Consider the following 14578-nt stretch of genomic DNA (forward strand, 5'->3'; position numbering starts at 1 on the left):
GCCATGACCCTCAACGAGATCCTCGGCATAGCCATGAAGGCCAAGGGGTCCGACATCCACCTGAAGGCGGGGCTTCCCCCCATCGTCAGGATCGACGGATCCCTGCGCGCCATCCCCAACGCGGAACGCCTCTCCAGCGAGGCGGTCAGGAACATGGCGTTCTCCATCATGAACGATCGGCAGAAGCGGATCTTCGAAGAGAGCTACGAGGTCGACCTCTCGTACGGGGTCCCGGGGCTCGGGCGTTTCCGCGTCAACGCCTTCGCCCAGCGCGGCACGGTCGCCATGGTGCTGCGCGCCATCCCGATCGCCATCCCCACACTGGAAACGCTGAACCTTCCGCCGGTCCTTAAAAAGCTCGCCCTCGAGCAGCGCGGTCTGATCCTCGTCACCGGCACCACCGGAAGCGGCAAGTCCACGACGCTCGCCTCCATGATCGACTACATAAACGAGCACCGGACCTGCAACATCATCACCATCGAGGACCCGGTCGAGTACCTGCACAAGGACAAGAAGAGCCTCATCAGCCAGCGCGAGGTCGGCTTCGACACGCTCACCTTCGGAAAGGCGCTCACCTCGGCCCTGCGGCAGGACCCGGACGTCATCCTCGTCGGCGAGATGCGTGACTACGAGACCATCGAGACGGCACTCACCGCGGCCGAGACCGGGCACCTGGTGCTTTCCACCCTGCACACCCTGGACGCCGCCGAGACCGTGAACCGCGTCATCTCCGTCTTCCCCCCCTTCCACCAGAGGCAGGTGAGGATGCAGTTGGCCGGCATTCTGAGAGGGGTCATCTCGCAGCGCCTGGTGCCGCGCATGGACGGCAAGGGGCGCGTCCCCGCGGTCGAGGTCATGATCGGCACCGCCCGCATCAGGGACTGCATCGACGACAAGGAGAAGACGAAGCAGATCCCGGACGCCATCGCCCAGGGGCACACGAGCTACGGCATGCAGACCTTCGACCAGTCGCTCATGCAGCTTTTGACCAGGAAACTCATCACGTATGAAGAGGCCATGCGCCAGTCGAGCAACCCCGACGACTTCGCCCTCAAGGTATCCGGCATCTCGTCCACCTCGGACTCCAACTGGGACACCTTCACCGACGAGGAAGCTCCGGCGGAGGGTGGCGACAAGGAGCTGGTCATCGAGAAGTACTAGGTGCAGCGCGGCACGGCGCTCGACTGCTGCCTGCGGCTTCTGACCCTGCGCGACCACTCAGAGGCGGAGCTCAGAAAGAAGCTTTCCGGCAAGGGGTACGAGGAAGGGGAGAGCGAGGCGGCCGTGGCCCGGATGAAGGAACTGGGCTACCAGGACGACCTTCGCTTCGCGCGCGCCTTCGCCTCGTCGGCGCTTCGAAACGGGAAAGGGGTCGGCCCGCGGCTCAAGCTGGAACTAGCCAAGCGCGGCGTGTCCGGCTCCATCGTGAGCCAGGTGCTCGAAGAGCTTTCCGGCGAGTACAGCGAGCGGGAGCTCCTGGCGCAGACCATCGCGCGGCGCTATCCCGGTTTCGACCCCGCGACCGCGAGCGACAAGGAAAAGCGGCGCATCGTAGGCTACCTGCAGAGGAAAGGGTTCTCGCTCTCCGCGATCTTCAGAGAGCTGAGGGCGCAGGAGGATTGAAAGGCGGGCATTATTTATTCGCCCAGTCCATACCCTCGCCCTCCGGGAGAGGGTGGCCGAAGGCCGGGTGAGGGCTGTGCCATAGGCAATGCAGCCGCGCAGCATCGGTACCGACTAACAGACGCCCTCACCCCGACCCTCTCCCGAAGGGCGAGGGAGAGTTGGCATAAGCCGATACGACTGGCAGAATGCTTCACTCACAGCTCCAGCAACGCGCGCAAGTCACATAGCTTTAGATATCCCATTTCAGTTGAGGTTTTTTTATGACAGGCAAAGAGATCCGGGCGCAGTTCTTCAACTTCTTTCAGAAAAAGGGTCACACCCTGGTGGAGAGCTCGAACCTCATCCCCAAAAACGATCCCACCCTGCTTTTCACCAACGCAGGGATGAACCAGTTCAAGGACGTCTTCTTAGGACTTGAGAAACGCGACTACATCCGCGCCGTCTCCTCGCAGAAATGCGTCCGCGCCGGCGGCAAGCACAACGACCTCGAAAACGTCGGCCGCACCGCACGCCATCACACCTTCTTCGAGATGCTCGGCAACTTCTCCTTCGGCGACTACTTCAAGAAAGACGCGATCGCCTACGCCTGGGAATTCCTCACCGTGGAACTCGGCCTCTCCAAGGATCGCCTCTACGTGACGGTCTACACCGACGACGACGAGGCCGCCGACATCTGGCACAACCAGGAAGGGGTGCCGCGCGAGCGCATCTACCGCTTCGGCGAAAAGGACAACTTCTGGTCCATGGGCGACACCGGCCCCTGCGGCCCCTGCTCCGAGATCTTCTGGGACAACGGCCCGGGCACCGGCTGCGGCTCGCCCGACTGCGCCGTCGGCTGCGACTGCGACCGCTATATGGAGATCTGGAACAACGTCTTCATGCAGTTCAACCGCGACAAGGACGGCACCCTGACGCCGCTGCCCAAACCCTCCGTCGACACGGGCATGGGCCTCGAGCGTATCTCCGCGGTCATGCAGGGGGTCACCTCCAACTACGACACCGACCTTCTGCAAGGGATCATCCGCCACATCGAGACCATCTGCGGCAAGAAGTACCGCGACGACGAGAAGGACGACGTCTCCATGCGCGTCATCGCCGACCATTCCCGCGCCACCACCTTCCTCATCTGCGACGGCGTGCTCCCCTCCAACGAGGGTCGCGGCTACGTGCTCAGGCGCATCATGCGCCGCGCCGCCCGCCACGCGAAGATGCTCGGCGTCTCCGAGCCGATGCTCTACCGCGTGGTCGACGCCGTCAACATGATGATGGGCGATGCGTACCCGGAACTGCTCGAGCGCGAGCACTACGTGAAGAAGGTGATCAAGGCCGAGGAGGAGCGCTTCATCGAGACCCTCGACCGCGGCCTCGCCATCCTGAACGAGGAGACCGCCGCGCTCAAGGCCAAGGGGGACAAGGTCCTCTCCGGCGAGGTGATCTTCAAGCTGTACGACACCTACGGTTTCCCGGTCGACCTCACCGCCGACATCGTCGAGGCCGAAGGGCTCACCCTGGACGAGGACGGCTTCGCCCTCTGCATGGAAAAGCAGCGCATGAAGGCGAGGGAGAACTGGAAGGGGTCCGGCGAGGAAGGTCTTGCCGCCATCTACAAGGAACTGCACGGCTCGGGGATCGCGAGCGAGTTCGTGGGCTACACCGAGCAGACCGCGTATTCCGCCATCAACGCGATCATCAAGGGCGGCGTCCTGGTCGAGGAAGCGAACGCCGGGGACGAGGTTGAAATCGTCACCGCGAAGACCCCTTTCTACGGCGAATCCGGCGGCCAGGCGGGCGACACCGGCGTCATCTCCACCGGCTCCGCGCACATCGAGGTGGAGAGCACCAGCCGCCCCTTCACCGACCTCATCGTGCACCGCGGCAAGGTGGTTTCCGGCAACGTCCGTAACGGCGAGGCAGTCGACCTGAAGGTAGCAACCGCAGGGCGCGCCGCCACCGCGCGCAACCACACCGCGACCCACCTTCTGCAGGCAGCCCTCAGGGAAGTGCTGGGCGACCACGTGAAGCAGGCAGGCTCCCTGGTGAGCCCGGATCGTCTCCGCTTCGACTTCACCCACTTCAGCCCGATGACCGCGGAGGAGCTCCGCAGGGTCGAGACCATCGTGAACGGCCACATCATGGGGAACGCGACCGTCGACGCCCGCGAGATGCCGGCAGCCGAGGCGCTTGCCGGCGGCGCCACCGCCCTCTTCGGCGAGAAGTACGGCGACGTGGTGCGCGTGGTGCGCGTGGGCGAGGTCTCCGCCGAACTCTGCGGCGGCACCCACGTACACGGCGCGGGCGAGATCGGCTTCTTCAAGATCATCTCCGAGGCGGGTATCGCCGCAGGTGTCAGGAGGATCGAGGCGCAGACCGGCAACGGCGCGCTCGCCGTAGTGCACCAGATGGAAGACGAGCAGAGAAGCGTCGCCGCGCTCCTGAAGGCCGAGGGAGTGAGCGTGTTCGACCGCGTCGAGAAGCTTCTCGCGTCGCAGCGCGAGCTGCAAAAGGAGTTCGAGGCGCTGCAGGCGAAGATGAATGCCTCCAAGTCCGCCGACCTCGTTCAGCAGGTGCGTGAGCAAAACGGCGTCAAGATCCTCTCCGTGAAGGTGGACGGCGATGCGAAAGCGATGCGCGAGCTCTCCGACACGCTGAAGGACAGGATCGGCTCCGGCATCATCGTGCTCGGCACCGCCGACGGCGTTAAGGCGAACCTCCTGGTCGCCGTCACCGCAGACCTCACCGGGCGCTGGAAGGCCGGGGAGATCATCAAGGCGATCGCCCCGATCGTCGGCGGCAACGGCGGCGGCAAGCCCGAGCTTGCCCAGGCGGGCGGCTCCAAGCCCGAGAACCTCGCCGAGGCGCTCGAGGCCGTGTACAACATCGTGGGGTAGGGCCAGTTCCAACCCCTATGATCTTCCGCTACAGACGTCTGCAATCCCCTCTCCCTCCGGGAGAGGGTCAGGGTGAGGGCGCTGCCGGTTCAGTGCAATCGGCTCGGGCGATGCCTGTGGCGCCTCCCTCACCCGCCCTCCGGGCACCCTCTCCCGGAGGGAGAGGGGTAAGCAGTTGAAGCCATTGCTACTTTTAACGACAGGCCCGTAAATCCAGCATAACCCGGGACACCCCATGCTCGAACTGACCTCCAACCAAAGTCTCGAAAGCCTGCAGGACAGGGAAAGGAAAACCGTTCTCCTCGTCGACGATGAAGCGGTGATCCGCGACCTGTGCAAGCGGGTCCTGAACGGCTACGACATCGTCGAGGCGGCGGACGGCCAGGAGGCGTACGAGATCTTCCTGCGCGGCGGCATCGACGTGATCCTCACCGACGTGATGATGCCGAGGCTGGACGGCATCGAACTTTTGAAGAAACTCAAGGAGCGTGAGCCGACCATGGTGGTGATCATCATGACCGGCTTCGCCGACAAGGACCTCATCCTGAAGGCCCTGAAGGCGGACGCGGACGACTTCATCACGAAGCCGCTCAACCTCCTGCAGCTCAAAAGCGCCATCGAGAAGGCCCTGGTCAAGAAGGCGCTCAAGGAAGAGATCGCCAACCTGAGAAACCTCGACCGTTTCAAGACGGTCTTTCTCTCGCTCATCTCCCACAAGTTCCGCACCCCGATCACCTCGATCTCGCTTTTCCTGCAGAACCTCGCCTCCGGGGTCATCGATCCCGCCGACGACGGTGCGAAGGAGCACATCAAGCTGATCTACAACGAGGCGTGTTACCTGGGCAACCTCGTCACCGACCTCCTCACCTTCTCCTCGGTCATGGACAGCGGCGGAGGTCTGCACCTCGAGCCGTGCACCCTGAACCTGCTCCTCCCAAAGATCCTGAACGAGGCGCACATCATTGCCGCGCGCCCCGGCGTCACCACGCACATCACGCAGCATACGATCCCCGAGCTCATGCTGGACCGCGACAAGATCAGCTTCGCCCTGCGCCAGGTGATCGACAACGCCATCAAGTTTTCCAGGGAAGACGGCGTCGTCTGCGTCAACATGAGAAACGCCGAAGGGCAGTGCGAGATCAGCGTCGAGGACAACGGCATCGGCATCTCCAAGGATCAGCTGCCCAAGCTATTCGAGAAGTTCTACCAGGTCGACGCCGACCGTACCGGCCAGGTGCGCGGCTTCGGACTCGGTCTCTTCTATGCCCGCGAGTTCATCCGCATGCACGGCGGCAGCATCAGCATCGAGAGCGAAGAGAACGTCGGCACCCGCGTCGTGATCACCCTTCCCAACACAGCCAGCCAAAGCCCCTGATAACCTTCAGTCTTAGCCCTGTTTGAAGTTGATTATTTCCCTCTATCTGCTATATTAACGACTTTCTGTGCACTAATTAACGCTGGAAGAGGCACGTATGCAGCATCTCATAGAAAAGGCGAGCACTCTCATGGAGGCGCTCCCCTACATCAGACGCTTTTCCGGAAAGACCATCGTCATCAAGTATGGCGGTCACGCCATGGCAGAAGAGAAGCTCAGAAAGTCTTTTGCCCTTGACATAATCCTGCTCAAATACATCGGCATCAACACCGTGGTAGTGCACGGCGGCGGTCCCCAGATCAACGAGACACTGAAGCGTTACGGCATCGTGTCCGAGTTCGTCCAGGGGATGCGCGTCACCGACGCGGAGACCATGGGTGTCGTCGAGATGGTGCTGACCGGCCAGGTGAACCGCGAGGTGGTGGGCTACATCAACCAGCACGGCGGTCGTGCCGCCGGTCTCTCCGGCAAGGACGGCAGCCTGCTTGTTTGCGAGAAACTGCTCCAGGAAGTCCGACGACAGGACGGCGGGGTCGAGATGGTCGACATCGGCTTCGTGGGCGATGTCGTCGAAGTGAATCCCGCCATTTTGCAGGCATTGGAGAAGGGTGGCTTCATACCGGTCATCGCACCGGTAGGTGTGGGTCGCGACGGGCAGAGTTACAACATCAACGCGGACGTGGTGGCCGGCAAGGTCGCTGCGGCGCTCGGGGCGGAGAAGCTGATTCTTCTGACCGACGTCTCCGGCGTCAAGGACAAGGAAGGGGAGCTTCTTTCGAGCATTCCGCTTGCCGACGTCCCCGCGCTGATCGAAAACGGCACCGTGACCGGCGGTATGATCCCGAAGGTCACCTGCTGCACCGACGCGCTCGCCGCAGGGGTCAAGAAGGCCCACATCGTCGACGGCCGCATCGAGCACGCCATCCTTTTGGAGATCTTCACCAACGTCGGAATCGGGACGGAGATACAGGCTTAACGGCTTAACTGCCGTTCTACGTTCTAAGTTCTACGTTCTACGTTAACTGCCGTGAGGACGCCGGTGGTGGAGATCCTGCGACACAACCTTTTGACTGCCGTTCCGTTCTGATTCCGGTTTCAACGTAGAACCTAGAACGTAGAACGTAGAACGGCTTCTAAGGAGTAAGTTATGAATTCATCCGCATGGATCGAGAAGGGCGACAAATATATCATGAAGACGTACGGCCGGTACCCGCTGGTGCCGGTTAAGGGCGAGGGATGCTACCTCTGGGACGCGGACGGCAAACGCTACCTCGACTTCCTCGCCGGTGTGGCCGTCAACAACCTGGGCCACTGCCACCCGAAGGTGACGGCGGCGCTCGCCAAACAGGCGGCGGAGCTGATCCACTGCTCCAACTACTACAACATCCCGACCCAGATCGAGCTCGCTGAGCTCCTCTGCAACCTCTCCTTCGCCAACAAGGCCTTCTTCTGCAACTCGGGCGCCGAGGCGAACGAGGCGGCCATCAAGCTCGCCAGGAAGTACAGCCGCGAGAAGTACGGCGTCGACCGCTACGAGATCATCACCGCCATCTCCTCGTTCCACGGCCGCACCATGGCGACCGTGTCGGCCACCGGCCAGGAGAAGGTGCAGAAGTTCTTCGATCCGCTCCTGCACGGCTTCCGTCACATCCCCTTCAACGACGCCCAGGCACTCAGGGAGGCCATCGGCCCCTGCACCTGCGCCGTGATGCTGGAGCCGATCCAGGGCGAAGGGGGCGTGGTCGTTCCCGACGCCGCCTACTTCCAGGAAGTGCGCAAGATCTGCGACGAGAACAACCTCATCCTCATCTTCGACGAGGTCCAGGTCGGCATGGGGCGTACCGGCAAGATGTTCGCCCACGAACACTTCGGCATCACCCCTGACATCATGACGCTCGCCAAGGCCTTGGCAGGCGGCGCCCCGATCGGCGCCATGATCGCCACCGACCGGCTCGCCGAATCCTTCACCCCGGGCACGCACGGATCCACCTTCGGCGGCAACCCGCTCGTCACCGCCGCGGCCGTCGCCACCATTCGCGCCATCCAGGAGGAAGGTATCCTGAACCACACCGAGGAGATGGGCGAGTACCTGATGGGCGAGCTGGAGGCACTGCACAAGAAGTTCCCGAGCCTCATAAAGGATGTACGCGGCATCGGCCTCATGATCGGCGTCGAGCTCGCCATCCCCGGCGGCGACATCGTGAAGACCGCGCTCTCCCGCGGGCTCCTCTTGAACTGCGCCCAGGAGAAGGTGCTCCGTTTCGTTCCGCCGCTTATCGTCGGCAAGAAGGAAGTGGACGAGATGATCGCAGGACTGACCGAGATCCTGGCCGCGCTGTAAAGAGCTGCGATGACGTTGCAAGGTGCCCACATCCGGCACTATCAAAAAAAGAGAAGCGAGAACCGCGACATGAAAAAAGACTTCCTGGCCCTGAGCCAGTTCACCAAGGCCGAACTGGACGCCATGTTCGCCCTCTGCAAGGATCTGAAAGCCAAGACCAAGAAACGTGAGGAGCACCACCTGCTGAAGGGCAAGTCTCTTGCCATGATCTTCGAGAAGTCCTCCACCCGCACCAGGATCTCCTTCGAGGTCGGCATGTACCAGCTGGGCGGGCACCCGCTCTTCATCTCCAGCAAGGACTCCCAGATGGGCCGCGGCGAGCCGATCAAGGACACCGCGCGCGTCATGGCACGCTACTGCGACGGCGTCATGATCCGCACCTTCGCCCAGGAGACCGTCGAGGAGTTCGCCAAATACGCCTCCATCCCGGTCATCAACGGCCTCACCGACCTGCACCACCCCTGCCAGATCATGGCCGACGTCTTCACCGTGATCGAGCACAAGGGGAGCTACGACGGGCTCAAGTTCGCCTGGATCGGCGACGGCAACAACATGGCCAACTCCTGGATCGAGGCCGCGGCCATCTTCGGCTTCGACCTGACCCTCGCCTGCCCGGAAGGGTACGACCCGAACCCGCAGGTGCTCGAGTGGGCCAAAAAGAACGGCACCTCCAAGATCGTGGTCGTCCGCGACCCCAAAGAGGCCGCGAAAGACGCCGATGTCCTCAACACCGACGTCTGGGCCAGCATGGGACAGGAAGAGGAGCAAAAGATCCGCGAGAAGGTCTTCGCTGGCTACCAGCTGGACGAGAACCTCTTAGCCCTCGCCAAGAAGGACGCCCTCGTGCTGCACTGCCTCCCCGCGCACCGCGGCGAGGAGATCAGCGACGGCGTGATCGAAGGCGCAAACTCCGTCGTCTGGGACGAAGCCGAAAACCGCCTGCACGTGCAAAAGGCCATCATGGCCACCCTGATGAAATAAGAACAGACAGGCCATACCCGAAAGGGACGGCCCGCCGATCAACGACCAAAGGAGAACCCATGGCAAAGAAAGAAGTGAAAAAGATCGTCCTCGCCTACTCGGGCGGGCTTGACACCTCCATCATCCTCAAGTGGCTCAAGAACGAGTACGGCTGCGAGGTGGTGACGTTCTCCGCAGACCTGGGCCAGGGCGACGAGCTCGAGCCGGTACGCGAGAAGGCCTTCAAGACCGGCGCCGACAAGGTGTACATCGACGACCTGCGCGAGGAGTTCGTGCGCGACTTCGTGTACCCGATGTTCCGTGCCAACGCGATCTACGAGGGTTCCTACCTGCTCGGCACCTCCATCGCCCGTCCGCTCATCGCAAAGCGCCAGATGGAGATCGCCAAGATCGAGGGTTGCGATGCCGTCTCCCACGGCGCGACCGGCAAGGGGAACGACCAGGTACGCTTCGAGCTTGCCTACTATCACTTCAACCCGGCCATCACCGTGGTCGCCCCGTGGAGGGAGTGGAAGCTCAACTCCCGCCAGGCACTGATCAACTACGCGAAGAGAAACGACATCCCGATCCCGATCACCAAGAAGCGTCCCTGGTCTTCCGACAGGAACCTCCTGCACATCTCCTTCGAAGGGGGCATCCTGGAGGACACCTGGCTCGAGCCGCCCGAGAACATGTACGTGCTCACCAAGGCGCCGGAGAAGGCCCCCAACAAGCCGCAGTACATCGAGATCGAGTTCGAGAAGGGTAACGCGGTCGCCGTCGACGGCGTGCGTATGTCCCCGGCCGAGCTTCTGGCCCACCTGAACACCATCGGCGGCGAGCACGGCATCGGCCGCGTCGACCTCCTCGAGAACCGCTCGGTCGGCATGAAGTCCCGCGGCGTCTACGAGACCCCGGGCGGCACCATCCTGCGCGAAGCCCACATGGCGGTCGAGCAGATCACCATGGACCGCGAAGTCATGCACCTGAGGGATTCCCTCATCCCGCGCTACGCCGAGATGATCTACAACGGCTACTGGTTCTCCCCGGAGCGCGAGATGATGCAGTGCCTGATCGACGACTCGCAGAAGACCGTGAACGGCGTGGCACGCCTCAAGCTCTACAAAGGGCACGTGCGCACCGTGGGGAGGAAGTCGGAGTCCGACTCCCTCTTCAACCTCGACTTCGCGACCTTCGAGAAGGACCAGGTTTACAACCAGGCGGACGCCGAAGGCTTCATCAAGCTGAACTCGCTGAGGCTCAGGATCCGCTCCCTGATGCTGGCCAACAAGAAGTAGGTAAAGGGAAGTATCTGGAGGCTCATAGGGGCACGAGACACTCGTGCCCCTATCCGTGTATATGGAGCAAAACGGTTTCAAGGCGAGTCACATCGTCACTTCGGTGGTCGCGGTCATCATCGACAACGACGGCCGGGTGCTCCTCACCAAGAGGAACGTCCCCCCCTTCCAGGGGGAGTGGGTGATGCCCGGCGGCAAGATCGACCTCGGTGAACCTATCGTGGCGGCCCTCAAGCGCGAGGTCTGGGAAGAGGTCGGCCTCGAGGTGGAAGTGGGAAACCTGATCGACGTCTTCGAACACGTGACGCCGGGAGAGGACAACTACCACTTCATCATCATCTATTACCGGTGCACGCCGCTTTACTGCGACGTGAACCACAACAAGGACGAAGTGGCCGAGGCCCGCTGGGTCGAGCCGGAGGAGTTGCCGAACTACAAGATTCCCGCCGGCGCACGCTTCATCCTCACGAAGATCTTTGAAACCAATTGACAGGCTGCCCCCCTCTCCCTCTGGGAGAGGGTGCCCGCAGGGCGGGTGAGGGCGCTGCCGCGAAGTGAGAAGTTGCAACTGCCGTCGCCCTCACCCTGGCCCTCTCCCGGAGGGAGAGGGAACTTACGTCATCTGGATGAGTCCATGGTCAAGATCGTCGAGAAACAGGTCCAGCTCGATTTCCCTCTGGGTCATCACCTGCACTGCCTCATCGCGCAGATACCGAACCGGTTGCAGCGCCGCGAGCACCTGTTCACGCTCGTCGACGGCGAGGAGCAGTGGCGCCTGGTGCGCAGCGTTCTCGACCTGGTCGCCGAAGGCTCCGGCAACCTGAAACGACTGCACTTCCTGATGTTCCCCGAGACCTCGGTACCGCTCTCCCGGTTCGACGACCTTCTGAACATCATCGAGGAGCGTTTCCGCCCCAACACGGTGACCATGTTCGGGCTCGAACAGATCCGACTGGAGCAGTACCGGGCGCTGCTCAGGCGTTTCGAAGAGGACAACGCCGACGCGCTCGACTGCGTGGAACGCGACATAGACTCGGGCGACATCCTGGGCATGCCGGTCAACTGGTGCTGCATCGCCATCAAGGAGCGTGACGGACGGCTCAGGGTCTTTCTGGAGGCGAAGACGCACCCCTTCCGGGGCGAGGAGTTCCTTGACAAAGACCACGACCTGTACCGGGGGCGGCACTTCTACCTGTTCCGCGCCCAGCCGGCCTGCTTCAACTTCATGACGGTCATCTGCCTTGATTATCTGTACCGGGACCTCTACTCCTCCAACATCAAGCAGATAATCGACCACTCGAACCGGCTCTTCTTCACCATGAGGCAGTCGCTCGACGCCCTCTTCGTGATCCAGTGCAACCCGAAGCCCGAGCACCGCTCCTACCGCGAGGTGCTGACCGGCTTCTACGGCGAGTTCCTGGAGGACACCCCCGGCGTGCGCGAGACGGTGACCGTCTTCGGCAACTGCTCGGACGAAAGCGAGATCGAAGGGGTGCGCTGCCAGAGCTGTTACGGGGTTTCCTTCGTGGCGATCAGCGCGCGCCACAAGATGTCCCCCTTCCAGGACCGTGAGTTCGCCAGCGACGACTTCGAGGGCGCACCGGTCTGCCGGCTCAGGTTCGGCACGGGAACGAGGCTTTACTACTTCAACCTGCCGCTCTACCACGAACTCGACCCGAGAAGCTCGCGGGTCCCTTTGAAGGTGCACTCGGTGCTGCGCTGGACCGACGACGAAGGATGGGTCAAGGTGGGCGACGGCGAGGGGCAGGTTTTGTAAAAACAATATTCAACGCAAAGCCGCAGAGACGCAAAGTAAAACCGGTAACGGGTAAACCTTATGAATTTTCTTTGCGCCCTCGCGCCTTGGCGTCTTTGAGTTAAAGAAGTTGCAGTTCCAAAAAATCAGCAGCAGGAGACCGAAAGACATGTCCAAAGACAAACTGTGGGGCGGACGCTTCACCCAGCCCACCGACAAGTTCGTAGAAGAGTTCACCGCCTCCATCAACTTCGACAAGCGCCTGTACCACCAGGACATCCGCGGCTCCATCGCCCACGCCACCATGCTCGGCAAGCAGGGGATCATCCCGGTGGCGGACGTCGAGGCGATCGTGCACGGCCTCCGGGAAATCCTGGAGAAAATCGAGGCGGGCGATTTCGACTTCTCGGTCTCCCTGGAAGACATCCACATGAACATCGAGGCGCGCCTCTCCGAGAAGATCGGCGACGCGGGCAAGAGGCTCCACACCGGCCGCTCCAGAAACGACCAGGTGGCGCTCGACATCCGCCTCTACATGCGCGACGAACTCGTGGAGATCTCCGCATACATCGACCTTCTGATCGATGCCCTCATCTTCCAGGCGGAAGAGAACCTGGGCGTCATCATGCCGGGATTCACCCACCTGCAGACCGCGCAGCCGATCCTCTTCTCGCACCACATGATGGCCTACCACGAGATGCTCAAGCGCGACAAGGGGCGCATGGAGGACTGCCTGAAGCGCACCAACGTGCTGCCGCTCGGCGCGGGCGCACTGGCCGGGACCACCTTCCCCATCGACCGCGAGCACGTGGCGGAGCTCCTCGAGTTCCCCGAGGTTTCCAGGAACTCCCTCGACTCGGTCTCCGACCGCGACTTCGCCCTCGAGTTCTGCGCCGCGTCCTCGATCCTGATGATGCACCTCTCGCGCTTCGCCGAGGAACTCATCCTCTGGTCCACCAGCGAGTTCAAGTTCGTCGATCTCTCCGACTCCTTCTGCACCGGCTCCTCCATCATGCCGCAGAAGAAGAACCCGGACGTCCCGGAGCTCGTGCGCGGCAAGACCGGCCGTGTCTACGGGAACCTCATGTCCCTGCTCACGCTGATGAAGTCGCTCCCGCTCGCCTACAACAAGGACATGCAGGAGGACAAGGAGCCGCTCTTCGACACCATCGACACCGTGAAAGGGTCGCTGAAGATCTTCGCCGACATGGTGCGCGAGATGAAGGTGAACGCGGACCGCATGAAGGTGGCCGCCGCCGCGGGTTTCTCCACCGCGACCGACGTGGCCGACTACCTGGTCAGAAAGGGGATCCCGTTCCGCGACGCGCACGAGATCGTCGGTAAGGCGGTGCGCTACTGCATCGAGAACGAGATGGACATCCCGGAGCTATCCCTCGCCGAGTGGCAGATCTTCTCGGGGCGCATCGAGGACGACATATTCGACGCCATCACCCTCGAGGCCTCGGTCAACGCGCGCAAGGCGACCGGCGGCACCGCACTCGAGCGCGTGAAGGCCGAAATCGCCCGGGCGAAGGAAGGACGCTAGCCGTGGCGGCTTCGCGTCGACTCCTTCCCGCCATGGCGGTTGCGGCGAGCCTTGCCCTGCTCACCGGATGCGCCAAGAAAGGACCGCTCGTCCCCCCCGAGGCGCTGGTTCCGGCACCGATCGCCTCGCTTGCCGTGGCGCAAAAGGGCGGCGAGCTGCAGGTGAGTTGGAGCGCTCCCGGCAAGCAGGAAGGGGGAGGAAAGCTTGAGGACCTCGCCGGCTTTCTGCTGTTCCGGCGCAACGTACTCCCCCCCGCCGAAGACTGCGAGGAGTGCCCCGGCGCCTACAGCCAGCTCGCCCAGGTGGACCTGGAGCTTCCCGAAAAGGTGCGCCGGGCCGGCGGGCTCTGGATCTACGACGACTTCGACCTGCAGAAAGGGCGGACCTATCAGTACAAGGTGCGCTCCTACAGCAAGGACGGGGCGCAGAGCAAGGACTCCAACAAGGTGCGGCGCTCCGCGGTCACGCCCCCGCTTCCACCGGTGCTGGAGGCGCACGGCTCGCCGAACGAGGTCGAGCTGACTTACGTCGCCCTCCCCCCGGAGGAGGGAACCTTCGTCGGCTACAACATCTACAAGAGCAAGAAGGACGAACCGGCGCCGCTCGCTCCGGTCAACAAGGAGCCGCTTGCCGGCACCACCTACCGGGACCAGGAGCTGGTGCTCGGGCTGACCTACCGCTACACGGTGACCAGCGTGGCCAAGGTCGGTGCCGACACCGTCGAGAGCGCCCCTTCGAACCTCGTCGAAGCCGGGCTAGTGCTGCCGGAGTAGGCCCGTTGCCTTTTC

General features: G+C 62.6%; 12 protein-coding genes. All 12 read left to right on the forward strand.

The window, feature by feature from the left end; translation table 11 throughout:
* The first annotated feature begins 3 nt into the window (after positions 1 to 3).
* Positions 4 to 1161 (forward strand): type IV pilus twitching motility protein PilT, encoded by a 1158-nt coding sequence (locus D6Z24_RS01035; protein ID WP_129124683.1) that lies wholly within the window; start codon positions 4 to 6, stop codon positions 1159 to 1161.
* Positions 1162 to 1623 (forward strand): regulatory protein RecX, encoded by a 462-nt coding sequence (locus D6Z24_RS01040; protein ID WP_129124684.1) that lies wholly within the window; start codon positions 1162 to 1164, stop codon positions 1621 to 1623. It begins immediately after the preceding gene.
* Between the two features lie 263 nt (positions 1624 to 1886).
* Entirely contained in the window at positions 1887 to 4514 is a 2628-nt protein-coding gene (gene alaS, locus D6Z24_RS01045; RefSeq protein ID WP_129124685.1) for an alanine--tRNA ligase, read from the forward strand.
* A gap of 235 nt (positions 4515 to 4749) precedes the next feature.
* A complete protein-coding gene (locus D6Z24_RS01050; protein WP_129124686.1) occupies positions 4750 to 5889 on the forward strand; it encodes a hybrid sensor histidine kinase/response regulator in 1140 nt (379 codons plus the stop codon).
* A 97-nt stretch (positions 5890 to 5986) separates the two neighbouring features.
* Positions 5987 to 6865 carry an acetylglutamate kinase gene (gene argB, locus D6Z24_RS01055; protein ID WP_129124687.1) on the forward strand — a complete coding sequence of 293 codons (879 nt, stop codon included), beginning with the start codon at positions 5987 to 5989 and terminating at the stop codon, positions 6863 to 6865.
* Positions 6866 to 7036: 171 nt separating this feature from the next.
* Positions 7037 to 8230: an acetylornithine transaminase gene (locus D6Z24_RS01060; RefSeq protein WP_129124688.1), complete on the forward strand. Its 1194-nt coding sequence runs from the start codon at positions 7037 to 7039 to the stop codon at positions 8228 to 8230.
* A 69-nt stretch (positions 8231 to 8299) separates the two neighbouring features.
* A complete protein-coding gene (argF, locus tag D6Z24_RS01065; protein WP_129125395.1) occupies positions 8300 to 9211 on the forward strand; it encodes an ornithine carbamoyltransferase in 912 nt (303 codons plus the stop codon).
* 59 nt (positions 9212 to 9270) lie between these two features.
* A complete protein-coding gene (locus D6Z24_RS01070) occupies positions 9271 to 10488 on the forward strand; it encodes an argininosuccinate synthase (protein ID WP_129124689.1) in 1218 nt (405 codons plus the stop codon).
* A 61-nt stretch (positions 10489 to 10549) separates the two neighbouring features.
* Complete coding sequence (locus D6Z24_RS01075) at positions 10550 to 10978, forward strand: NUDIX domain-containing protein (RefSeq protein ID WP_129125396.1); 429 nt, start codon at positions 10550 to 10552, stop codon at positions 10976 to 10978.
* Between the two features lie 144 nt (positions 10979 to 11122).
* Positions 11123 to 12265 (forward strand): hypothetical protein, encoded by a 1143-nt coding sequence (locus tag D6Z24_RS01080; protein WP_129124690.1) that lies wholly within the window; start codon positions 11123 to 11125, stop codon positions 12263 to 12265.
* A 148-nt stretch (positions 12266 to 12413) separates the two neighbouring features.
* Positions 12414 to 13790 (forward strand): argininosuccinate lyase, encoded by a 1377-nt coding sequence (gene argH / locus D6Z24_RS01085; RefSeq protein WP_129124691.1) that lies wholly within the window; start codon positions 12414 to 12416, stop codon positions 13788 to 13790.
* Positions 13791 to 13792: 2 nt separating this feature from the next.
* On the forward strand, positions 13793 to 14563 hold the full coding sequence (locus D6Z24_RS01090; protein ID WP_129124692.1) for a fibronectin type III domain-containing protein: 771 nt from the start codon (positions 13793 to 13795) through the stop codon (positions 14561 to 14563).
* Positions 14564 to 14578 lie beyond the last annotated feature (15 nt).

Source organism: Geomonas oryzae (assembly GCF_004117875.1).
GTDB classification, from domain to species: domain Bacteria; phylum Desulfobacterota; class Desulfuromonadia; order Geobacterales; family Geobacteraceae; genus Geomonas; species Geomonas oryzae.